Annotated in this window: 22 protein-coding genes; 10 read left to right on the plus strand and 12 right to left on the minus strand. The window is 60.9% G+C overall.

Features of this window, described 5'->3' with window-relative positions:
- Positions 1–143 precede the first annotated feature (143 nt).
- The gene (gene ubaA, locus LIX15_RS15710; RefSeq protein ID WP_227774100.1) at positions 144–962 is read left to right on the plus strand and encodes an SAMP-activating enzyme E1; all 819 of its coding nucleotides are present in this window, start codon (positions 144–146) and stop codon (positions 960–962) included.
- 64 nt (positions 963–1,026) lie between these two features.
- The gene (locus LIX15_RS15715; RefSeq protein ID WP_227774101.1) at positions 1,027–1,545 is read left to right on the plus strand and encodes a DUF8215 family protein; all 519 of its coding nucleotides are present in this window, start codon (positions 1,027–1,029) and stop codon (positions 1,543–1,545) included.
- 74 nt (positions 1,546–1,619) lie between these two features.
- On the opposite strand, the gene LIX15_RS15720 is transcribed toward LIX15_RS15715, so the two are convergent.
- On the minus strand, positions 1,620–1,961 hold the full coding sequence (locus LIX15_RS15720) for a hypothetical protein (RefSeq protein WP_227774102.1): 342 nt from the start codon (positions 1,959–1,961) through the stop codon (positions 1,620–1,622).
- 104 nt (positions 1,962–2,065) lie between these two features.
- Between LIX15_RS15720 and LIX15_RS15725 the strand changes: the two genes are divergently transcribed.
- Both LIX15_RS15725 and LIX15_RS15730 read left to right on the plus strand, forming a co-directional pair.
- Complete coding sequence (locus LIX15_RS15725; protein ID WP_227774103.1) at positions 2,066–2,749, plus strand: hypothetical protein; 684 nt, start codon at positions 2,066–2,068, stop codon at positions 2,747–2,749.
- 130 nt (positions 2,750–2,879) lie between these two features.
- Entirely contained in the window at positions 2,880–4,037 is a 1,158-nt protein-coding gene (locus tag LIX15_RS15730; RefSeq protein ID WP_227774104.1) for an outer membrane protein assembly factor BamB family protein, read from the plus strand.
- Positions 4,038–4,049: 12 nt separating this feature from the next.
- Here the strand turns inward: LIX15_RS15730 and LIX15_RS15735 are convergent, their stop codons facing one another.
- Both LIX15_RS15735 and LIX15_RS15740 read right to left on the minus strand, forming a co-directional pair.
- Positions 4,050–4,562 carry a winged helix-turn-helix transcriptional regulator gene (locus tag LIX15_RS15735; RefSeq protein WP_227774105.1) on the minus strand — a complete coding sequence of 171 codons (513 nt, stop codon included), beginning with the start codon at positions 4,560–4,562 and terminating at the stop codon, positions 4,050–4,052.
- A 12-nt stretch (positions 4,563–4,574) separates the two neighbouring features.
- Positions 4,575–4,913: a DUF7471 family protein gene (locus LIX15_RS15740; protein WP_227774106.1), complete on the minus strand. Its 339-nt coding sequence runs from the start codon at positions 4,911–4,913 to the stop codon at positions 4,575–4,577.
- A 131-nt stretch (positions 4,914–5,044) separates the two neighbouring features.
- On the opposite strand from LIX15_RS15740, the gene LIX15_RS15745 reads away from it, so the two are divergent.
- Positions 5,045–5,677, plus strand: a complete 633-nt coding sequence (locus LIX15_RS15745) for a DsbA family oxidoreductase (protein ID WP_227774107.1) — start codon at positions 5,045–5,047, stop codon at positions 5,675–5,677.
- A gap of 25 nt (positions 5,678–5,702) precedes the next feature.
- Here the strand turns inward: LIX15_RS15745 and LIX15_RS15750 are convergent, their stop codons facing one another.
- Positions 5,703–6,773, minus strand: coding sequence for a guanosine monophosphate reductase (locus LIX15_RS15750; RefSeq protein WP_227774108.1), 1,071 nt, complete (start codon positions 6,771–6,773; stop codon positions 5,703–5,705).
- A 118-nt stretch (positions 6,774–6,891) separates the two neighbouring features.
- Between LIX15_RS15750 and mutS the strand changes: the two genes are divergently transcribed.
- Positions 6,892–9,558 (plus strand): DNA mismatch repair protein MutS, encoded by a 2,667-nt coding sequence (mutS, locus tag LIX15_RS15755; RefSeq protein WP_227774109.1) that lies wholly within the window; start codon positions 6,892–6,894, stop codon positions 9,556–9,558.
- Positions 9,559–9,580: 22 nt separating this feature from the next.
- On the opposite strand, the gene LIX15_RS15760 is transcribed toward mutS, so the two are convergent.
- The 6 genes from LIX15_RS15760 to LIX15_RS15785 all read right to left on the minus strand — a co-directional run bounded on the left by LIX15_RS15760 (position 9,581) and on the right by LIX15_RS15785 (position 14,647).
- Entirely contained in the window at positions 9,581–9,805 is a 225-nt protein-coding gene (locus LIX15_RS15760) for a hypothetical protein (protein ID WP_227774110.1), read from the minus strand.
- An 8-nt stretch (positions 9,806–9,813) separates the two neighbouring features.
- Positions 9,814–10,350, minus strand: coding sequence for a metallophosphoesterase family protein (locus LIX15_RS15765; RefSeq protein ID WP_227774111.1), 537 nt, complete (start codon positions 10,348–10,350; stop codon positions 9,814–9,816).
- Between the two features lie 155 nt (positions 10,351–10,505).
- Positions 10,506–11,285: an endonuclease NucS gene (gene nucS / locus LIX15_RS15770; protein ID WP_227774112.1), complete on the minus strand. Its 780-nt coding sequence runs from the start codon at positions 11,283–11,285 to the stop codon at positions 10,506–10,508.
- Positions 11,286–11,353: 68 nt separating this feature from the next.
- A complete protein-coding gene (locus LIX15_RS15775) occupies positions 11,354–11,899 on the minus strand; it encodes a DUF6735 family protein (protein WP_227774113.1) in 546 nt (181 codons plus the stop codon).
- Positions 11,900–11,944: 45 nt separating this feature from the next.
- On the minus strand, positions 11,945–13,648 hold the full coding sequence (locus LIX15_RS15780; protein ID WP_227774114.1) for an L-lactate permease: 1,704 nt from the start codon (positions 13,646–13,648) through the stop codon (positions 11,945–11,947).
- 228 nt (positions 13,649–13,876) lie between these two features.
- Positions 13,877–14,647: an NAD-dependent epimerase/dehydratase family protein gene (locus tag LIX15_RS15785; RefSeq protein ID WP_227774115.1), complete on the minus strand. Its 771-nt coding sequence runs from the start codon at positions 14,645–14,647 to the stop codon at positions 13,877–13,879.
- Positions 14,648–14,761: 114 nt separating this feature from the next.
- Here LIX15_RS15785 and LIX15_RS15790 point away from each other — a divergent pair, with 114 nt between their 5' ends.
- From LIX15_RS15790 to thiD, 3 genes are all read left to right on the plus strand, one after another.
- Positions 14,762–15,772, plus strand: coding sequence for an AIR synthase family protein (locus LIX15_RS15790; RefSeq protein WP_227776906.1), 1,011 nt, complete (start codon positions 14,762–14,764; stop codon positions 15,770–15,772).
- 62 nt (positions 15,773–15,834) lie between these two features.
- Positions 15,835–16,854 carry an AIR synthase family protein gene (locus LIX15_RS15795; RefSeq protein WP_227774116.1) on the plus strand — a complete coding sequence of 340 codons (1,020 nt, stop codon included), beginning with the start codon at positions 15,835–15,837 and terminating at the stop codon, positions 16,852–16,854.
- A complete protein-coding gene (gene thiD / locus LIX15_RS15800) occupies positions 16,851–18,215 on the plus strand; it encodes a bifunctional hydroxymethylpyrimidine kinase/phosphomethylpyrimidine kinase (RefSeq protein WP_227774117.1) in 1,365 nt (454 codons plus the stop codon). The genes LIX15_RS15795 and thiD overlap by 4 nt, the downstream gene beginning before the upstream one ends.
- 208 nt (positions 18,216–18,423) lie before the next feature.
- On the opposite strand, the gene LIX15_RS15805 is transcribed toward thiD, so the two are convergent.
- Positions 18,424–18,768: a four-helix bundle copper-binding protein gene (locus LIX15_RS15805; protein ID WP_227774118.1), complete on the minus strand. Its 345-nt coding sequence runs from the start codon at positions 18,766–18,768 to the stop codon at positions 18,424–18,426.
- Between the two features lie 42 nt (positions 18,769–18,810).
- On the minus strand, positions 18,811–20,007 hold the full coding sequence (locus LIX15_RS15810) for an arylsulfotransferase family protein (protein ID WP_390184542.1): 1,197 nt from the start codon (positions 20,005–20,007) through the stop codon (positions 18,811–18,813).
- A 183-nt stretch (positions 20,008–20,190) separates the two neighbouring features.
- Here LIX15_RS15810 and LIX15_RS15815 point away from each other — a divergent pair, with 183 nt between their 5' ends.
- Positions 20,191–20,484, plus strand: a complete 294-nt coding sequence (locus tag LIX15_RS15815) for a hypothetical protein (protein WP_227774120.1) — start codon at positions 20,191–20,193, stop codon at positions 20,482–20,484.
- Positions 20,485–20,548 lie beyond the last annotated feature (64 nt).

Here is a 20,548-nt window from a genome sequence, read left to right on the forward strand (position 1 = left end):
CGCGCAGTGGAGGGCGAAAAACTATTCCCATTGGCTTTTGTGGTGTGCCGATCTCACACGGAACCTCACGACGCGGCCGAGGAAGTTCGGTTCGGATGTCGGCGAACCGCGGGTTTATACGCCGATACGACCAATCCGGAACCATGAGCGGCCTTTCGCTCGATGCGACACAACTCGACCGTTACTCCCGGCACATCATCATGGACGAAGTGGGGCCGGAGGGCCAACAAGCCCTCCTCGACGCCGCCGTCCTCGTTGTCGGCGCAGGCGGCCTCGGCGCGCCCGTCGTCGAATACCTCGCCGCCGCGGGCGTCGGAACACTCGGCATCGCGGACGACGACGTGGTGGAGCGAAGCAACCTCCAACGACAGGTCGTCCACGGAGACGACGACGTGGGACGCCCGAAAGTCGAGAGCGCCGCGGATTTCGTCGCGAACCTGAATCCCGACGTAACCGTCGAAACGCACGAGATTCGTGTCGAACCCGAAAATGCGAGGGAACTCGTCGCGGGCTACGATTTCGTCGTCGATGCGACCGACAACTTCCGGACGCGTTACCTCGTCAACGACGTGTGCACGCTCGCGGAAATCCCCTTTTCGCACGGTGCGATTTACAAGTTCGAGGGACAAGTGACGACGTTCACGGCCGACGGCCCCTGCTATCGCTGCCTGTTCCCCGAAGCGCCGCCGGACGGCATGGTGGCTGACTGCGCGACGACGGGCGTCCTCGGCGTGCTTCCCGGTACCGTCGGCTGTATTCAGGCCACCGAGACGGTAAAACAGCTCACCGGAATCGGCGAACTGCTGGTCGGTCGAATGGTGTTCTACGACGCTATGGACATGACATTCGAGGAGGTCGAGTACCGCAGAAACCCGGACTGTCCAGTGTGCGGCGACGAGGGTATCGACTCAATAGGCGAGGTGGAGTACACCGACGAATCCTGTGCTGTTCAGGCCGACTGAGCCACTTTTCGACTCGATAGATTCCCAAATGACTATTTGGCTGTAGGAAGTAGCCTATTCTATCATGTCCCGACACCCCGCGAGGGACACGAAGAAGGCCCGGAACAGTCGGCGCGGCACATGGTACGGACACGGCCAGACGACGACCGTCGAGAAGGACGGCGTCGGTCGATTCATCGACGACGTCGTCTACACCTTCGCGGATGTCTCGCTCGTCAGCATGCCGCTTCTCGTCTTCGTGGCCATAAGCGCGAACACGACCCATTTCGGCGTGAAAAACTCCGCGATGATCGCGTGGGTAACGATGGTCGTCGGTGCCGCGATGATTCGCGGCGGGTGGGTGATGCCACTTGGAACGGACGTTCCGGGATGGGTGTCGCTCTCGCCTTCGCTGGTACTGTTGCGCCTCTGTTATTACAACCTCGCGCTGGCGCTCGCCGCATACGGCGGCGGAGCGATAGCCGAGACGCTTTCGCTTCCGTTGATATCCGTTCTATTTACGTTCCTGTTCGCAGCCATCGCTATCGGTGTGTTTCCACGAGTCGCCGACGAGTTCTACAGACACGTGTCCGACTCGACCTGACCACCTTCTCCTTGACGCACCTGTCTCCATTATTTTCAAGGAATAAATCCGTTGCATACATGACACCGTAACTGCTAGCCTCCAGTATGGACTCGAACGTGGAGGCGTGGGGTGGTCGAGCACTCGTCGCGCTGACCGCCCTCGGTACGCTTCCGGTCGCTTCCGCACACGGGAGCGAACACGCACCAGCGTATCCGCAGTGGCTCGCACTGGTCGTCCTGTTCGCAGGCGTCGGCATCGTCGCCACGAGCGTTTTCCTCGGGCGTACCGCCTGGAACAACCAGCGGACGCTCGCGCTCTGGGGCGTCTTCGCCGGACTGTTCGTCGCCGCCGCCGGAGCGGTCGGACTGGTACAGTTGTCGCCGATTGAAACGCTTCGTGCGTCGCAAGCGCCGCTCGCGCAGGAGTGGTATCACCCGTTGACACTGGCCGCCGGGACGATTATCGCGGTCGGGAGCGTCGTCGCAGGGCGAATCGAATGGCCTGACCGACCGCGCTACGCCGGACTCCTGTTCGGCGCGTGGGTCGCCTACCCTGCGGTGACGGGTGCGTTCGGAACACGAACGCACCCGTCACCGCAGGGTACACGCTCGTCTTCGCGCTTCCGGTTGCCCTCGGCTACATTCTCTGGCGCGACGCGCGCGAGTCCCTCTCGTGGGTTCTCCGCGACCGACCCGCTCGCTTGTTCGGCGTCGGCAGTGGTGTCCTCGCGGGACTGTTTTTCGCCTTCTCGATGGGGATGCTCACCTTCGTTCCGGAGCACGGAATCGGGGTTCCGGACGGAGCGTTCGTCACGACGGTTCCGGTCGCCAACCCGCTGGTGTACTGGACGGCCGTGGAGTTCAACTTCCCGTCTATCCCCCTCTCGGGCGTGTTTTCGCTCGGAATGCTGATTCAAATCGGGACGGTTGCCGCCCTCGTCGGTTTGAACGCCGCGGTCATCGCGTTCCAGTGGCAGGGCGCGACGAAAACCGGGACGAGGGAGGTCACCTCCGGCACCGCGGCGGTTGCGGCCCCCAACGCCTGCTGTTGCTGTGGCCCCATAATCTCGGAACTCGCCGTGGTGTCGGTCGGCCCGTCCGCGGCCGCGCCGCTTTACTGGCTGTTCGTCAACCTCGCTTCGCCGGTCGGCGCGCTGTTTTTCGTCTTCAGCGTCGGCCTGCTGGCCGGAAATCTGGCGTATTTCGGCATGCTGAACGAGTAGCAACTGCGTTTGGTCTTGCGTAGTTGTTTTCGATAAGGTGGCTAGAATTCATACTCTATCCGAGATCCAGTCGTCCGAAAACGCACTTGACAGTAAAATTACTTAAACTACCGAACACGTGGGGATTGTAATGCAGAGACGAAAATTCACGCAGAGTATTGCCGCCCTGACTCCGCTCGTACTCGGTAGCGGTTGCTCGGCATTCGACACCGCATCCGCAAACCCGCCATCCGAAATCTCCTACGTCGGCAGTGGAAACTGGCCGACGGTTTTCGCCAACCCACAAAACACGGGACACACAGAACACCGAATCGACTGGAAGACTGCGAAAATGCATCCGACGATTCGCTCCGCACAAATCGACCAGCACAGCCTCTCTCCGATAGTTGTGGCGGATCAGTCCCTTGCGGCAGTCGGTAGCACCACCGTTCTGTTGTGTAATCTGAAAAACGACGAGACCGAGTGGCGGTACGAAACGGAACAGAAAATCATGTCCGGGCCTGCAATCGCCAACGAAACCGTCTATTTTTCGACAACGGAAAAGGTGCTTGCACTCGACCTCTCGTCTGGAGATATTCGGTGGACGGTCGAAACGACATCGCTCGATTTGCCGCTTCTCCCGTCTCAAGGCCGATTGATTGTCGAAGATAAAACGCGCTCCAAGCTTCTCGGACTCGATTCGATTTCGGGCGAACAGTCGTGGACTCAATCAATCGCCAATTCTCCGCAAGGAATCGCACTCGCTGACACCACTGCCTTCGTCACCCAACGCGGAAATACGTCTGGAAGCGTCACAGCCTTCGACACGAAAATCGGTGACCAACAGTGGCAGAGAACGTTCGATCCGATTTCGATAGCGCCCACAGTTGCCGGTGATCACGTCCTCGTCGGAACGAAAGGAGGTACGGTGTACGCGCTGAACCGCACCGACGGAACGACGGCTTGGAAAAAATCGGTCGTTGACGCGCGAGAGGGTATTTTTACCCCTCTCTCCGTTGACGAAGACTTCGTTTACATTGCTCCGAACAACGGCGACAGGACTGTTGCACTCGCCCTCCGTGATGGGTCAAAACGTTGGAGTGCGGACTCTTCAATGAGTACGATGGGCATTGCATCGACTGCTGATAGCGTACTGGTTCCCCACCGAGATTCGCTCGTCGTTCGGAAGAAATCGGATGAAACGGTGGTTCGGGAAGTCGAGTTCGGGACTGTAATTGCATCGTTCTGTCCGACAGGGGAGGGCGTTTTCGTTGCCTCCGGTGACGAAGTGTACCGTCTCGGCGGTTGATGTAAATCGCTCTTATTCCGCCAACAAATCGTCCACGAGGCGCGTGAATCTGTCCACCATCCGTTCGGGAAACGACGGCGTGACGGTCGCCAGCAGTTTCCCCGTCTCTTCTGGCCGCGCCGAAACGAGCGTCACCCGGTTTCTCGCGTCGCGTCGCTTCTCGACCAAATTTTGCTCGACGAGATGGTTGACGTGCCATTCGAGGGTGCTTCGGGCGATTCCGAGGTCGTCCGCGAGCGTCGCGGGTTGGGCCGTCTCTCGTTCGAGAAGGGTGATGAGTACGTCGCGGGCCGTCTCCCGGCGGAGGAGGGCGAGCGCGGAACGCTCCCATTCGTCGTACTCCGGGGGGTAGTAGTGCGTCTTGCCGTACAACTGCTCGCTGGTGAGTTGCTCTTTCCCGAGCAACTCGCGGAGATGGTACTGCACCTGTCCGGGCGCGAGTCCCGACCGCCGGACGAGGTCGTTGAAGTGGACGCCGGGACGGGATTCGACGTATCGTGCAATCTGCGTTCGTGTTTCAGTCATTGCGTGTTTCTGTCACCGTTGGTTCGATTGTTTCGTTTCCACCGACCGCGCGTAGTACACCGCACCGACGAGCAGAACGATGATTACCACGTCGAGGATGTGTTCCACGAGGTGGTGCGTCCCCCCTGCCACGTAGTTGACGGTCGTGAGACCACCCATAAGCGTCTGCCCCGCGAGCGCGCCGAACGCCAGCGCCACCAGCAGATAGGGGAGCGTCCGTCGCTGGCGAAACGCGACCAGTGCCAGCGCGAGAACGAACACTGACCCCACTGCTGAGAGCGCGAGGACAGTCGGAAGCATCAGTTCGCCGCTTCCGGCGAGCGAGTGAAGCGGGTGGAACGCGGAAACCATTCGGCTCTATTTAGGAGTGGAGCTACGTCAGGTGTTCGGTTTTGAACGGTTCGTTTTGACGACTCGCGACACATCCGGCAATTCCCTCCCGATTCCTCCCTCTTTACAGGCCGAGTCCACAACGGTTCGGCATGGCCGAATCGAAGACCGATGACCGACTCACGGTGTACTCCGATTACGTCTGTCCGTTCTGCTACCTCGGACGCAAATCGCTCGAACGCTACGAGGAAAACAGGGACGAGGAAATCGCCCTCGACTGGCATCCGTTCGACCTCAGAAGCGGAAAGCGAAACTCCGACGGCAGTATCGACCACGGCGCTGACGACGGCAAGGACGACGCCTACTACGAACAGGCGAGGGAGAACGTCCGACGCTTGCAAGAAAAGTACGACGTGGAGATGCAACAGGAAATCGCCACGGACATCGATTCCTTGAACGCGCAGGTCGCTTCCTTCTACGTCAAAGAAACGTATCCAGAACAGTGGCGGACCTTCGACGAGGCGATTTTGGATGCGCTTTGGCGAGAAGGCAAAGACATCGGTGACCCTGTCGTGCTGGCGGAAATCGCGGAAAACGAGGGGCTCGACGGCGACGAAATCCGACAGACAATCGAGGACGACAATCTGCGAGAGCGAGTTCACGAGAACTTCGCGGAAGCACAACAGCAGGGAATCACGGGCGTTCCGACGTTCACCTACGAGGGATATGCGGCTCGCGGTGCGGTTCCGCCGGAGCAGTTGGAGCGATTAGTCGAAGGAGTGTAGCCGGAAAAACGGCCATCGAAGCGGCTTACTGCAGTGGAGCTAACTCTTTTTCGGTTTCCGGTTCGACGCCCACAAACACCGAGTGAGCGCCCTCGCGCTCACGGGCGCTCGGGGCGACCTGAATGAACTCGGCGCTTTCGCGAGCGGCCTCGATATCGTGACCCCCGCAGTAACTCAGCCCGGAGCGAATTCCGGCGAGGAACGGTTCGACTTCGTCCGCGAGCGAGCCTTTGTACTCGGTCAGCCCCGCGATGCCCTCGTCCGCGTCGGGGGTGAGTTCCTTGTCGGTGCGGTTTTCGTTCGCGGCGGTGGAGGCCATTCCGCGGGAGCGTTTGAACGTCTGCCCGTCAATGGTGACCGTCTCGCTGGGCGCTTCCTCGGTTCCGGCGAAGAAACTACCCATCATGACGGTGTCCGCCCCGGCCATCAGCGCCTTGACCGCGTCGCCGGAGGTTCGGATGCCGCCGTCCGCGACGATGTGAATGCCGAGGTCGTGGGCCGCCTCCGAACAGTCATCGACCGCGGTCAACTGCGGGGAACCCGCGCCGGTAACTTCACGGGTCGTGCAGTGCGAACCGGGACCGACACCTACTTTCACGCCGTCCGCGCCCGCCGAGTAGAGGTCCGAAACTGCCTCGGGTGTGACGACGTTGCCCGCGACGAGTTCCGCGTCGGGAAACTCTGCGTCGATGCGCGAAACCGCGTCCAGACAGCGTTCCATGTGGCCGTGTGCGACGTCGACCATGATGCAGTCCACGCCCGCTTCGAGCGTGGCTTCGACACGGTCTTCGAATTCTTCGTTGATGCCGACCGCGGCGGCGACGAGTTCGCCGGCGTCCTTGACCGCGCGAACCTGTTGGGCTTGTTCTTCGATGCTCATGAATCGGTGAAGCGTACCGAGTCCGCCTACCTCCGACAGCGCGATTGCGGCCTCCGCCTCCGTGACGGTGTCCATGGCCGCGCTCACGAGCGGCGCGTCGAGTTCGAGATTCGGCGTGAGATTCGTGGAAAGGGAGACGTCGCTCCGGCTATCGACCGGGGAGCGTTGCGGAAGCAGTAGCACATCGCCGTACGAAAGTCCAGTCCTGATATCCATCGGTAACCTTCACTTCCGACTTTTCGACCGTACTTAATTCTACTGAAACCGTTTTTTCCTATACAAAATTCCGCTCGATTCCGGATGCTTATCTGCCTGCAGGCACTGGGTTTCTCGCATGGACGCGGCGCTGGGACCACCGGAAAAGATGGCCGAACACAGCGAGGAACTGACGCCGATGATGCGCCAGTACTTCGACCTGTGTCGGCAGTACGAGGATTCGCTGGTGTTGTTTCAGGTTGGCGACTTCTACGAAACGTTCTGCGAGGCCGCGGAACGAAGCGCCCGGATACTCGAAATCACGCTCACGCAACGCGAGGACAGCACGGGAACGTATCCGATGGCGGGCATCCCCATCGACAACGCCGAGTCGTACATCGAGACGCTTCTCGACGCGGGCTATCGCGTCGCCGTTGCCGATCAAGTGCAAGATCCGGCGGACGCTTCCGGCGTGGTCGAACGGGCCGTTACGCGGGTCGTCACGCCAGGAACGCTGACCGAAGACGAACTGCTCCACACGGACGACAACAATTTCGTCGCGTGTCTTACTCACGATGGAGACGGAGAGAACGGAGACGGCGATTACCCGGATGGTGAGTACGGATTGGCAGTCCTCGACGTTTCGACGGGCGATTTCTACGCGACGACGATCGAAACCGAAACGGAGGCGATAGATGAAATCAGTCGGTTCGCGCCCGCGGAGGCAATCGTCGCCCCCGAAGCACCCGAAACGCCGTTCGACGCCGACTGCATGGTAACGGAGTACGAGGAATCCGCCTTCGTTATCGAATCGGCGAGCGAACTCGTCGCGGAATACTTCGGCCCGCCGGAACGACTGTTGGCGACCGACGCCGAAGTCCGCGCCTGTGGCGCGCTCCTCGCCTACGCCGAGTACGTTCGTGGAGGCGAAAACGCGGACGTGGATGAGGAAAGCGAAGAGACGGTCGGAGACGAATCCCTCCATCTCGATTATTTGAATCACCTCACGCGGTACGACCCGCGATCGTACATGCTCGTGGACGCAGTCGCGCTTTCGAGCCTCGAACTGTTCGAATCGCGCGCGGTTCACGGACAGGCCGATGCGACGCTCGTCGGCATCCTGGACGAAACCGCCTGCTCGCTCGGGAGTCGGCGATTGAAGGATTGGCTCCGTAGGCCGCTCCTCGACCGAGAACGAATCGAAAAACGACTCGACGCGGTCGAGGAGTTAACCACGCGAGTGCAACAGCGCGAGGAGGTTCACGACCTCCTCCGGGACGTGTACGACATCGAACGACTCATCTCCCGGGTCGCTCGCGGGCGTGCCAACGCCCGCGATCTGCGCTCGTTGAAGTCCACTCTAGACGTAGTGCCGAAAGTAGCGGACACGATAGCAGATGTCGAGTCCAAAAAGCTGCGAACCCTGCACGGAAATTTGGACGAGATGGCCGACGTGCGCGACCGAATCGGTCGCGCCATCACCGAGGAACCACCCATCGAAATCACGGAGGGCGGCGTCATTAAATCGGACTACGACGACGAACTCGACGAACTACGGGAGACCGAACGGTCGGGGAAAGCGTGGATAGACGACCTCGAAGAAACCGAACGCGAACGAACGGGCATCGGTTCGCTCAAAGTCGGATTCAATCAGGTTCACGGCTACTACATCGAGGTGACGAACCCCAACCTCGACAAGGTGCCAGACGACTACAACCGCCGACAAACACTGAAAAACTCGGAGCGATTCTACACGCCGGAACTCAAGGAGCGCGAGGACGAAATCGTCCGTGCCGAAGGACGCGCCGACGATTTGGAGTACGACCTGTTCCGCGAGGTTCGCAGCACGATTGCGGAGGAGTCCGAACGAGTGCAGGCGCTAGCCGACACGTTAGCCGAACTGGACGTGCTCGTCTCGCTCGCGGAAGTGGCCGCGAAACACGGCTACTCCCGACCCAAAATCGGCGGCGAGGGAATCGAGATTCGAAACGGTCGCCACCCCGTCGTCGAGCGAACCGAAACTTCGTTCATCCCGAACGATACGGATATCGACCGCGATACCCTCGCTATCATCACCGGACCGAACATGTCCGGAAAATCGACGTACATGCGCCAAGTCGCGCTGATTACCCTCCTCGCGCAGGTCGGGAGTTTCGTCCCCGCGGACGAGGCCCGCCTCGAACTGGTAGACCGAATCTTCACCCGCGTCGGCGCGAGCGACGACATCGCGGGCGGACGCTCGACGTTCATGGTCGAGATGACCGAAGTCGCGGACATCCTCCAGAACGCGACGCCGAAATCGCTTATCCTGTTGGACGAGGTAGGCCGCGGCACCAGTACGACCGACGGGTTCGCTATCGCGCGGTCGGTGACGGAGCACATCCACGACGAAATCGGCGCGAAAACGCTGTTTGCGACCCATCACCACGACCTCACCGCCGTCGCGGATGAACTACCGAACGCCGCCAACCTCCATTTCGGTGCGACGGAACACAATGGCGAAGTCGTCTTCGAACACGACATCTCGCCGGGTGCGACGATGGCGTCCTACGGCATCGAAGTCGCGCAGGTCGCGGGCGTTCCAGATTCGGTTATTGGGCGGTCGAAGGAACTGCTTGAGAACGATGTCGATTGTGGAGGGAGGGAGGTAAAGAAAGCGGACGAAAAGGAAGCGAATGAGCAATCTTCGCCGGTCGATACCGTTTCCGAAGACGTGCTCGCGGAACTCAAGCGGACGAACATCGCGGATACGACGCCGCTGGAAGCACTGCAACTGCTGGACAGACTGAAAGGGCAGTTGGACTGATGTGGTGATTTCCTTAGGTAAATCACTCCGTCAGCCGGAGTACAGCGATTATCGGTACGAGGACGACGAGTACGGACGCGAAAGTGGCAAGCGCGACTGCGAGACGCGAAGGGGATTTTGCCACACCCGATGGAATCGCGCCTAGTATCAATCCGGCGTACAACAGTAGTTCCCCGAGGTTGAACAGCAACGTTACTCCGACGACCGGCAAGGAAATCAACAGACAAACAAGGATTTTGCTCCGCATTTTCTCTCTCACGCCGTATTGACAGTCACATCAACGTCACCGTCAGCGACCTCGACAGTCATCATCGTCGTACTGACGCCATCACCGACTCCAGTAGCCGTTCCCGGATTCAACAATCGAACGCCATCGTGAACCGTGTCCTCGACTTCGTGCGTGTGACCGCCGATTCCGACCATCGGTTCATCGACTCTCGACCGAGTCGTGTCGGCGATGGCGTCCAACCAATCCTCGCGGTTCATCACAACGCCCTCCGAACTGAACACTGCCCGCTTGACGCGGTTGACGATTCCGTGGACGACGACGAAGGTTACGCCGCCAACCACAACGGAAGCAACAGGCGGAAGGTCGATATTGTCAGGGTCTGCGTTTCCGTACACCGCAGTCAGGTTTGTGGTAAGTGCCTGCACGTCGGCGAGCGCATCGTTCGAACCGAAGTCTCCGGCGTGGATAACGTGGTCAGCATTTCGAATATGCTCTCGAAACGAATCGGGTATCTCTCGTTTCTGGTCGGGGATGTGCGTGTCGGAGAGGATTGCGACGTCCATAATGCATACATATTAATCAAACATCTAATATTTTAGGAAAGGGCCAGATATGTGATTAAAATTGGTAAGGATAGTTCGGATAGCGGCCTGCGTCGGAACTGTCTGCTTTCAGCGTTGCCACTAATTACAGTCGACTGCAATGCCGACCGACTGCATCAGGGTTCCAGCGAGACGAACTCCAACCCGCTTTCTGCGAGCATACTGCGAGCGCGTTCCGTGACCGACGGTGCGACTAACACCCCCCTAACTTCTGCTCCGGCGTGGAGGTCGCGTCGGAGCGCGTTGATGTACCGGCGAAGTTGTCCGACCGCGTCCGGGCCGACGCGTCGGCGCTTGAGTTCGACGACCATCGTGGTTCCGTCCGCGTCTTTTCCGTAAATGTCGATGGCTCCGGCGGCAGTCTGTCGCTCTGTCGCCAGCGGCGTGAAACCCTTCTCCACGAGGTCGGGGTCGGCCAGGATGCGTTGTCGGAGGTCTTCTTCGCTTCCGGCGAGCGAGATTTCTTTCGCGTCGGTCACGTCGAATGCCGACAGTTGGGTGACGTACTCGAAGTGAACCGCGAGCGTTTCGTCCGGATCGGGTCGTCTGCTTCTAACCAGTAGTCGCTCGTCGGCTAGTTCGGATTCGAACGTCCCGCCCGGCGGTTGCCAGTTAACCGGTTTTTGCCCTTCTTCCGTGTGGACGAGCGCGGTGCCGTCTGGTTTGAGGACGATGAGTCGGTCGCCGGAGCCGAGATAGCTCTCGGCACGCCCGTCGTACTCGACGGTACAGCACCCGAACAGGGTGAGGAGGTTACCCCGCTCGATTGCCGATTTGACCTGCGCCAGCGCCTCGTGATGCGTCGGTGTCCGTACCGTTCTGGGTTCGCCACTCCGCTCGCCCTCGGTTGTCACTGCTCGGAAGTAGACGACGGTCGGATAAAAACCGACCGCCATCGTCTCACCGCAGTCATCTTCGTTAGCCCATTGCAGTCATCTCGGTTGGCTCACCGTAACTATCCCGGTTAGCTCATCGGTATTACCTTTCGACGGTCGCCCCCCCACTCGACCGTTCGGTTGGCGAGATAGTTCGTCGCCTCGCGCTCTCCGAGCGCTCCCCGACGAACCATGTCCCGGACGACCGCCCGCGTCGCCCGAAACCACTCTCGAACGTGGACGGCGTCGTGGTCGTCACAGACCGCCACGAGCGCGCCGACGGTCGGGTCGGCGCGCCCTGTGGGGCCGAACCAGAGCGGGATGTACGTCGTGACATCCCACGCGAGCGAAACGACGTAGAAGGCCTCTATCTGGTGATAATCGAAGTTTGTCGCGTCCTTGCACGAAAGCGCGGTGGCTTGGGGAGCCGGTTCGATGGCGGGTTTCCATCTGCTTTTGGAACTGATACTGCCTGTTCCGGAACGGACTGTTGTTGTTTCGGTGGTTTCCCCTGCGAACGGCGTTTTCGCCGTTATTTTGTGCCGGAGCGCGAAGGAGGTGGCTCCCCAGTGCGCGTAGTGGCGGTCGTATCTGCCGTCTGGTCGCTCGTAGGCGACGAGTGCTCGGTGTCCCACGGGTAGCCCGCAGTGGTCGCGTCATCGAATAAAAAGTTCGTGGAGTCAAAAGACGCCCGGGAATATCACGAAGACGAACAGCATCGTTAGCAGTCCGGTCGCGACTGCGTAGTAGGCGAGCGGGATGAGTTCGAGCCGGATAACCCGGCCTTCCTCGCCGACGAGACCGACGACCGCGAGCGCGGCGACAACGTTGTGAACGGCGATGAGGTTCCCGATGGCACCGCCGACGGCCTGCGATCCAACGAGGATGGTTCGCGAGACGCCGAGATTCTGGGCGACGTTGTACTGGAACGTGCCGAAGAGGATGTCGCTGACGGTGTTCGACCCGGCGAGGAACGCGCCGAACGCCCCGACGAGCGCCGCGAAGAACGGATAAACGCCGCCGGCGAAGTTGGCTGTGGCGTCAGAGAGGATGGTGAGCATGCTGTCGATACCCGCCGCCTTCCCCGACTGAATCATTATCTGAACGGTCGCTACGGCGAACAACAACGCGATGACGGCCGGCATGACCTTCTCTCCCGTCTCGACCCACGCATCCTTGATTTCACCGGGTTTCATATCCTGAAGCGGAATCGTCAGGAGGTGAACGAAGACGAACGCCGCGCCGGGGAGATACAGCAGGGAGAGATCGTTGTCCAGTCCCGTACCGAGGATGTCGTCCCACGCGAGGACGAGGGTGCTCGTGAGGAAATCGGTGAGAGGCGTCCAAACGCGCGTCAGGACGAGCAACGCGGCCAGCAGTACGTACGGCATCCACGCTTTCCAGAGCGGCATGCGTTCGGTGACGACGCCGCCGTCGGCCGCGATAGTTCCCTCTCGGGGGGATGTTTCTCCTGGTTTGATGTCGCCCACCCAGTGGGTCGGCCACGTCTCTTGCGGGGCGAAGTCCCAGTCGTCGTCGGGGTGGAAGAATCCGGCCTTGAGCGCGCCGACCGTGAACACCATGCCCGACATCGAACCGATGAGTCCCGGGAACACCGGACCGATGAAGTACGCGGTGAGCCAGTATGGGACGGCGAAGGTGAACCACGCGAACAGGGTGAGCGGCAGTACTTCGAGCGCGGGCTTTATCGACCGCTCCTCGCCGAAGAAGCGAGTCATCATAGCGACGCCGATGAACGGAAGGAGTACGCCGATGGTGACGTGGAACGTCGCCGCCCAGACGCCGATTTGGGCGACCCACTCGGGCACGCTCGTCCCGGCGGGTGTGGCGATGTCTGTCGTCTCGAACACGTCCTGGAGACCGATGATGAGCGGCGTCCCGACCGCACCGAAGGTGATGGCCATCAGGTTTCCGGTGAGAGCGACCACGACGGCGGCGAGCGGCGGGAATCCGAGACCGACCAGAAGCGGTCCGACGACGGCCGCGGGAGTGCCGAATCCGGCCGCCGCTTCGATGAACGAGCCCAGCAAAAATACGAGCAGCACCACCTGTACGCGTCGATCTTCGCTGACGGACGCGAAACCAGCGTTGATCGCGTCGAAAGCGCCGGTCTGTTTCAGCGTGTACAATAGCAGGATGGCACCGAAGACGATCCAGAGAATACTCGCTGCCGTGATGAAGCCGTTGATCGTCGCGGCGGCGATCCAGCGCGGCGTCATCTGCCAGCCGACGACGCCCACTCCGACGGCCGTCACCCACGCCACCGGCATCGCGCGCGTGGCTGGCCAGTACTGAATCACCATGAGGTACGCGATGGCTATCAGCGGAAGTACCGCGAGCAGGATTTCAGTCGGGCTAGCCATCGCGATGCACCACCGAACTCCGCACCCCGGTTAGGCGAAGACGATTCGTTCGGGAATTCGGACGAACTCTGTCACCCGTTACCATGAATACAGAGTATAGGATACAATATTTATAATTAACTATTGTAGAAATATTGATGGGTAGTGGTAACAATTTTTCAGAACGTATGACAATTGACTCGGGAACGACGGACCAAATGGGAGGTAGCGGCGAGGGTTACTCGACCGCTACCGACCCTCCAACGTCTCGCTCGCGTTGTCGCGGGGGCGGTAGCCGAGCGAACGCTCGCTTTCCAGAAGTGAGAGAAATCGGTCGTCGTTGCGCGACGTGACGTGGGCCGTCACGGTCGATTCGGGGAGTTCCGAGCTGACCGAGGCGTGCATCGCGTTCCGGCAGTCGCGGGAGCTAAGCCACATCGCGCGCGAGAATCGGGCGTGTTCGTCCGATTCGGTTTGCGTCTCTCTCAGTTCGTCTTCCGAGAGAAGCCACCCGATTCGGAGGTTGACCACTTCGATGCCGTACCGGTCGGCGAAGTACGTTCCGAGGGCCTCCCCGGTCACCTTGCTCACGCCGTAGTAGGAGTCCGGACGCGCCGGGTCGTCGGGGTAGACGGGGCGGGCGTGGCCGGTAACCATCGTCTCGGTTTCCGCCGGGTCGTCCGCGTTGTACATTCCGACGGCGTGGTTCGAGGAGGCGAAGACGACGCGGTCGATGTCGTGTTCCCGGGCGGCCTCGAAGACGTTGCGGGTTCCCTCGATGTTCACGTCCACGGTGCTCCGCCAGTCCGCCTCCGGGGAGGGGTTCGCGGCGAGGTGGACGACCACGTCGTGGCCAGCGAGGATTTCCGACAGGGCCGCTGGTTCGGTCACGTCGCAGACCTCGCCGTCGATGTCGTCGTGTTCGCTGTGGGTGATGGGAGTTACGTCGTACTCTTCGAGGGCGGCGAGCGTTTCCCGCCCGACGTTGCCCGCCGCACCCGTCACTGCGATTCGTGTCATGTGGGCGGGATGGGAGCGATGCGACGTATAGCTCCCCGCCGGTTGAATGCCGGGACGTATCACCTCGTCCCGTCGAATCACCACCGATTTGTGCCACCGGGAGATATTCCCGGTATGACCGACCTCGGGAAGATAGACCGCGATTTCTTCGACGAACACGTCTATCCCTATCTCGGCGCGGAGCGCGACGACGAACTGCTCGGGCCGAAACACGGCGTGGACTTCGGGGTGATCGACGTTGGGGAGCGAGTGGTCGCACTCGCAACCGACCCGCTCTCGATTCTCCCCGAACTCGGATTCGAGCGCGCGGCGTGGTTCGCCTTTCACGTCGTCGTGAGCGACGTAGCGGTGAGCGGTCTCTCGCCGACCCACCTCGCGGTTGATTTCAATCTGCCGCCGGAAATTACGGACGAAGAGTTCGCTACCGTCTGGCGAACCTTCGACCGGGAAGCCAAAAAGTTAGAGGTTAGCGTCGTCACCGGGCACACGGCTCGATATTCCGGCTGCCGGTATCCGTGGGTCGGCGGAGCGACGACGTTGGCGGTCGGCGAAAAGGAGACTCTCGTGCGACCGGACGGGGCAGAACCGGGGGATAGCGTCCTCGTTACGAAAGGACCGGGCGTGGAGACGGCGGGCTTTCTGGTCACGCTGTTCGAAGACCACATCGACCTTCCGCGGGAAACCATCGAGGATGCGAAAGAGCGTTATTACGACATGAGTCCGGTGGAGGACGCCTTAGTTGCGGCGAACGCGGGGAACGTCACCGCGATGCACGACGCGACGGAGTGCGGAATTCACGGCGCGCTGGTCGAGATGGCTCGGGCGGCGAACGTTCGATTCGACGTGACTCACGACGATGTACCGATTCTACCTGGCGTGCTGGAAGCGTGCGAGTTCTTCGAGATAAATCCGTGGGAGTCCACGACCGAGGGAACCCTCGTTCTAACCGCGTCGCCCGAAAGCATAGATGACGTGCTTTCGGCGCTCTCGGACGCGGGAATTCCGGCGGCCGAAATGGGTACGGTGTGCGAGGGTGATGGGGTGTACGTCGATGGCAGTCGAATCGAGCATCCCGACGTAGACCCCTCGTGGCAGGTGTTTGCCGAGTACGCAGACCGGGACTGAACACCACAGCGGACAGCCAGTAAGCATCACTGGTAAATACCACCTAGTAATAACATCTGCGTATGGACAACCTTGGCAAAGTAGACCGAGAATTTTTCGAGGAGTACATCTACCCGCATCTCGGCGCGGAGCGCGACGACGTGACGCTGTCACCGCAGCACGGCGTGGATTTCGGCGTCTTCGAGGTCGGTGGAGAAGCGGTCGCAACCGCGACCGACCCGATTTTCATCATGCCCTCGCTCGGGTTCGAGCGCGCGGCGTGGTTCGCCTTTCACATACTCATGAGCGACGTAGCGGTGAGCGGTCTCTCGCCGACCCACCTCGCGGTTGATTTCAACCTGCCGCCGGAAATTACCGACGAGGAGTTCGAGACGATTTGGAAGACGTTCGACCGGGAAGCCGAGGAACTTGGCGTCAGCGTCGTCACGGGACACACCGCTCGGTACGCCGGATGCAACTATCCGATGGTCGGCGGCGCGAACGCCATGGCGGTCGGCGACCCGAACGACATCGTTCGCCCGAACGGAGCGCGTCCGGGCGACCGCGTCCTGCTCACGAAAGGTCCGGCGGTGGAAGCGACAGGTCTGCTCTCCATCCGGTTCGAGGACCTGATGAGGGAAGAACTGCCCGAAGGACCCGTCGAAAAGGCGAAAGACCGATTTTACGACATGAGTCCCGTCGAGGATGCATTAGTCGCGGCCGGGACGGGAAACGTCACCGCGATGCACGACGCGACCGAGGGCGGCGTCCACGGCGCGCTGGTCGAGATGGCCCGCGCCAGCGGGGTTCATCTCGACGTATCGCAGGATTCGATTCCCGTCCTGCCGGGCGTGCTGGAAGCGTGCGAGTTCTTCGACATCGACCCGTGGAAATCGATTAGCGAAGGCACGCTTTTGCTTTCGGTTGCGGCCGAGGACGCCGAAAGCGTCCTCTCCGCGCTGGACGACGCCGAAATCCTCGCCGCCGAAATCGGCGACGTTCGCGAAGGGGAGGGCGTCGAGATAGACGGTGAGCGTATCGAACACCCGGAGGTTGACCCGTTCTGGGGGGCCTTCGAGGAGTTCATGGAGCGATCTCCATGACCCGGATTCCGGCACCGGTCGAACCCCCAGTCGCGGTGACAATCGCCGGAAGCGACTCCGGCGGCGGTGCGGGGATTCAGGCCGATTTGAAGACGATGGAGGCCCACGGCGTGTTCGGTACCAGCGTCGTCACGAGCGTCACGGCCCAGAACACGCGAGGCGTCGAGGGGGCGTTTACGCTCCCGGTCGAAGCAATCGAGGAGCAGTGTTCTGCCGTTCTCTCTGATTTCGATGTTCGGGCGGTAAAAACCGGTATGCTCGCGGAAGCCCCGGTCGTGCGGAGCGTCGCGGAGCAAGTGGAAAAACTAGAAATCCCGGTTGTCGTTGACCCCGTGATGGTCGCCACCTCGGGCGACCGACTGCTCGATTCCGACGGCGAAGCGGCCTACGAGGAACTCATCGAACACGCAACGCTCGTGACGCCGAACGCGGACGAGGCCGCGGTGCTGACCGGCGTGAAACCCGAGGACGACGAAAGCGCGAATTCGGCGGGCGAGGAACTGCTCGAACTGGGTGCGGACGCGGCGCTCGTCAAGGGAGGGCACGTTCCGGGAGAGCAAGTTCGGGACGTGCTGGTGAGCGAGGACGGGGTCGAAATTTTCGCTCACGACAGAATCGAGACGGACGCGACTCACGGCTCCGGCTGTACGCTCGCCAGCGCCGTCGCCGCAGGACTCGCGCAGGGAGATGCCCTGCGCGAGTCCGTCGCGCAAGCCACCGCGTTCATGGAACGTGCCGTACGCTACCATCTGAACGTCGGAAAGGGGCCGGGGTCGGTCCACCACCTGGTCGAACTGCGGAACGAAGCGGCGCGCGATTCAACTGCGGAAACGGTCGAGCGCGTCGTCCAGTCGTTCGTCGAACGTGACGTGAGCAGACTGGTTCCGGAAGTCGGCATGAACGTCGTCGGTGCGACACCCTACGCCGAGGCGGTCGGCGAAACCGCCGCCGTCGAGGGGAGAATCACCCGAACCATGTCCGGCGTAAAGCCGAATCGCGGCGTGCGATTCGGCGCGTCGAGTCACGTTGCCCGATTCCTGCTCTCGGCCCGCGAGTTCGACCCCGACCTTCGATTTGCGGTCAACTGCCGATTCGATGACGATGTGGAGTCCGCACTTGCAACGCTCAGCGGCGAAGTCGCCGAGTTCGACCGTTCGGCGGAACCGACGGACGTAAAAGAACGCGAAGGGAGTACGATGGGGTGGGGTGCGAGACGGGCGTTCGAGTCGGCGGACGAGACGCCCGTCGCCATCATCGACCGTGGCGAAGTTGGGAAAGAGGCAATCGTGAAACTACTCGCGGCGGAGACGGAAGAACTGCAACGGCGGACGTTTGCGGTGCTTTCGGCGCTGGAGACGTGAACGAGTTTCTCCCTCACTCCTCGCCCATCCGGTTGTAACACCGAAACGTTTCTCGGCGGTCCGCGTGCTCGCCATCCGTCGTGTTCTACGTCGTTTCCGTCGTCGATGTCTCCCGCAGTACCTCGCGCTCGTCGGTCATAATGTAGTGATGCATCGCCCTGTCGAGAATCAGAAGCGGAATTCGAGACGGTTGCCGATTTCGACCGCCTTACGCCATCATCGCGCGACAGCTTTCCGCGCACTCCTCCAACACGTCGGCACAGACCTGACAGTGGTCGTGGTCGTGCTGGGAACACTCCTCGGCGCACTCCTCGCACGCACCGGCGCAGGCCTCCGCGAGTTGCTCGCTGTAGTTAGAGTTGCGCGCCATGAATCGGGCGTGCTGAGTGGTAAGATCGGCCACGTCACGGCAGAGACGGATACACCGCGCCATCCCTTCGCCTTCGCCCGCACACTCGTCGGCACACCACTCGCATGCTTGGGCGGCCTCGAAGCAGTTGTCGATGCAGTTCCGCTGCTCGTCGCTCAGGTGGTCGATTTCACTGAGTGCCATGGTGGGATGGTCGGGTGCGTTCGAAGAGGGAACTGTGGTTGCTCATGCAACCGTCTTTTCCGACTCTCGAACGAACAGCCAGAGTCCGATGAGAAACGTGAGAGATGCCACGACACCAACCGCGAGATGCCACCCTGCCAGCCAGTACGGAAGGGAGACGACGTGCCGGGCGCTGTCGAGCAGATAGCTGAAAACGGGCAGTTTGGTCGTTCCGCTTCCCACGATACCGTTCGAATCGGACGGGTCACCCGCGGGGTATTCGCCGGGGTCACGGTCCGCCTCGTAGGGAACCGTCGGCACCCGCGCGCTCCACACCATCGCTCCGGATTCGTTCAGTTCCACGACGCGGTTGTTCCGACTGTCGGTGACGAGCGTGTTGCCGTTCGGCAGGCGGTCGGCGTCGCGGGGCCAATCGAAGTTGATTCCGCCTGCGCCGCGTGCCTGCCACGCGGTTTTCCATCGCCCCGTCGATTCGTTTCGGTGGAGTTCGACCACACGGTCGTTTTCCGAATCGGCGACGAGAACCGCGTCATTGGAGAGCCACTGCGGGTTGTGTTGGTAGTTTAGCACGCTCGTATCGCCGTTCTCGTTTATCACTTCGACGACTCCTTTTCCGCGTTCGATGACGAGCAGTTGGTGCGCGTTGCGAACCGAGACGAGGTACCTGTTCTCCCCGATTCTGTCCACGTCGTTGATGTGGAGCCAATCGGTTCTGGTCGGGTCTGGTGGCGGGTCGTAGAAGTCGCTCGCGTTCCACTGCCACGTTTTCGTCCCGTTCGGTGCGAGCGTGAACACGCGTTCTCTGTCCATATCCGCGATTAGCAATTCGCCGGAGGGGAGAAACTCGGCATCGTGAACTTCGCTGTCCCCGCTGGTTCGCACCGGAAACGACCATTCGAAGACGACGTGTGGGTCGGGGTCTGGGTCGATGATTCTAACTCCTGTTCGGGCACAGGGAGAGTCGTAGGGGCCACAGTCGTCGTCGCCGCGCGCCATGAACGATGCGAGAACCGAACCGTTCGGGAGGCGAGATACGTCGTGATAGCTGTCCGCCCGTCCGAAATCCCAAACCGGCTCGCCTTCTGCGTCGAGAACAGCGATTCGACCGTCCGTGGTCGTCGATTGCACGCCGACGACGGTTTTCTCGGAACTGTTCGTCGTCGGAGCCTTCGAAATCGGCGGTGCAACCACAGCACTCACGACTAAAACGAGAACAAAACCGACGACGGCGACGGCCATCAGTCCGGCACCGAGTCGGCGACCCGACCGGGGAATCACGGAGACCACGCGAGTACTAGTTTGATGCCGCGACACAATAAAATCGTGCTGGCCTTCGACCGGTTGGCAAAAATATCGCGCCTTTGATCTACTGTATTAATTGTGAAGTAAAACTTTAGCCGGTGTGCATCCCTTTGGGCATCAGTGCTCGAATCCCTCCAAGACGAAGTCGAAATTACGACGCGAACCGTCGAAATTCTTCTCCTCATCCGGAACGAAGAACCGGTCGGTCTTCGGCACGCGTCCACGGTCGCCGACCTTCCGGAACACCGAGTTAGAACGTCGTTTCAGATGCTCGAAAAAGAAGGTCTCATACAGCCGACCGACGACGGTGCGGTTACGACCGACCGAACCGGACCGTTTCTCGATACGTTCGACGACGAGATCGAAGCCGTGCGGGCGAGCGTCGAACGACTCGGTGCCGGGATGGCCGATTGAGACCGCCGAATCATCAGACCCGACTCATTTCTGTCGGGGAATCCACATCGTTTTATTCACGCCG

The sequence above is a fragment of the Haladaptatus pallidirubidus genome (genome assembly GCF_020700235.1).
Taxonomy (GTDB): Archaea; Halobacteriota; Halobacteria; order Halobacteriales; family Haladaptataceae; genus Haladaptatus; species Haladaptatus pallidirubidus.

What these genes read in the sequence shown, in the direction of transcription:
- LIX15_RS15730 (WP_227774104.1), top strand. Translation starts at nt 2,880, where the DNA reads ATGCAGAGACGAAAATTCACGCAGAGTATTGCCGCCCTGACTCCGCTC.
- LIX15_RS15785 (WP_227774115.1), bottom strand. Translation starts at nt 14,647, where the DNA reads ATGACACGAATCGCAGTGACGGGTGCGGCGGGCAACGTCGGGCGGGAA.
- LIX15_RS15790 (WP_227776906.1), top strand. Translation starts at nt 14,762, where the DNA reads ATGACCGACCTCGGGAAGATAGACCGCGATTTCTTCGACGAACACGTC.
- LIX15_RS15760 (WP_227774110.1), bottom strand. Translation starts at nt 9,805, where the DNA reads ATGCGGAGCAAAATCCTTGTTTGTCTGTTGATTTCCTTGCCGGTCGTC.
- LIX15_RS15715 (WP_227774101.1), top strand. Translation starts at nt 1,027, where the DNA reads ATGTCCCGACACCCCGCGAGGGACACGAAGAAGGCCCGGAACAGTCGG.
- LIX15_RS15740 (WP_227774106.1), bottom strand. Translation starts at nt 4,913, where the DNA reads ATGGTTTCCGCGTTCCACCCGCTTCACTCGCTCGCCGGAAGCGGCGAA.
- LIX15_RS15805 (WP_227774118.1), bottom strand. Translation starts at nt 18,768, where the DNA reads ATGGCACTCAGTGAAATCGACCACCTGAGCGACGAGCAGCGGAACTGC.
- LIX15_RS15735 (WP_227774105.1), bottom strand. Translation starts at nt 4,562, where the DNA reads ATGACTGAAACACGAACGCAGATTGCACGATACGTCGAATCCCGTCCC.
- LIX15_RS15795 (WP_227774116.1), top strand. Translation starts at nt 15,835, where the DNA reads ATGGACAACCTTGGCAAAGTAGACCGAGAATTTTTCGAGGAGTACATC.
- nucS (WP_227774112.1), bottom strand. Translation starts at nt 11,285, where the DNA reads ATGGCGGTCGGTTTTTATCCGACCGTCGTCTACTTCCGAGCAGTGACA.
- ubaA (WP_227774100.1), top strand. Translation starts at nt 144, where the DNA reads ATGAGCGGCCTTTCGCTCGATGCGACACAACTCGACCGTTACTCCCGG.
- LIX15_RS15780 (WP_227774114.1), bottom strand. Translation starts at nt 13,648, where the DNA reads ATGGCTAGCCCGACTGAAATCCTGCTCGCGGTACTTCCGCTGATAGCC.
- LIX15_RS15810 (WP_390184542.1), bottom strand. Translation starts at nt 20,007, where the DNA reads ATGGCCGTCGCCGTCGTCGGTTTTGTTCTCGTTTTAGTCGTGAGTGCT.
- mutS (WP_227774109.1), top strand. Translation starts at nt 6,892, where the DNA reads ATGGACGCGGCGCTGGGACCACCGGAAAAGATGGCCGAACACAGCGAG.
- LIX15_RS15750 (WP_227774108.1), bottom strand. Translation starts at nt 6,773, where the DNA reads ATGGATATCAGGACTGGACTTTCGTACGGCGATGTGCTACTGCTTCCG.
- LIX15_RS15745 (WP_227774107.1), top strand. Translation starts at nt 5,045, where the DNA reads ATGGCCGAATCGAAGACCGATGACCGACTCACGGTGTACTCCGATTAC.
- thiD (WP_227774117.1), top strand. Translation starts at nt 16,851, where the DNA reads ATGACCCGGATTCCGGCACCGGTCGAACCCCCAGTCGCGGTGACAATC.
- LIX15_RS15765 (WP_227774111.1), bottom strand. Translation starts at nt 10,350, where the DNA reads ATGGACGTCGCAATCCTCTCCGACACGCACATCCCCGACCAGAAACGA.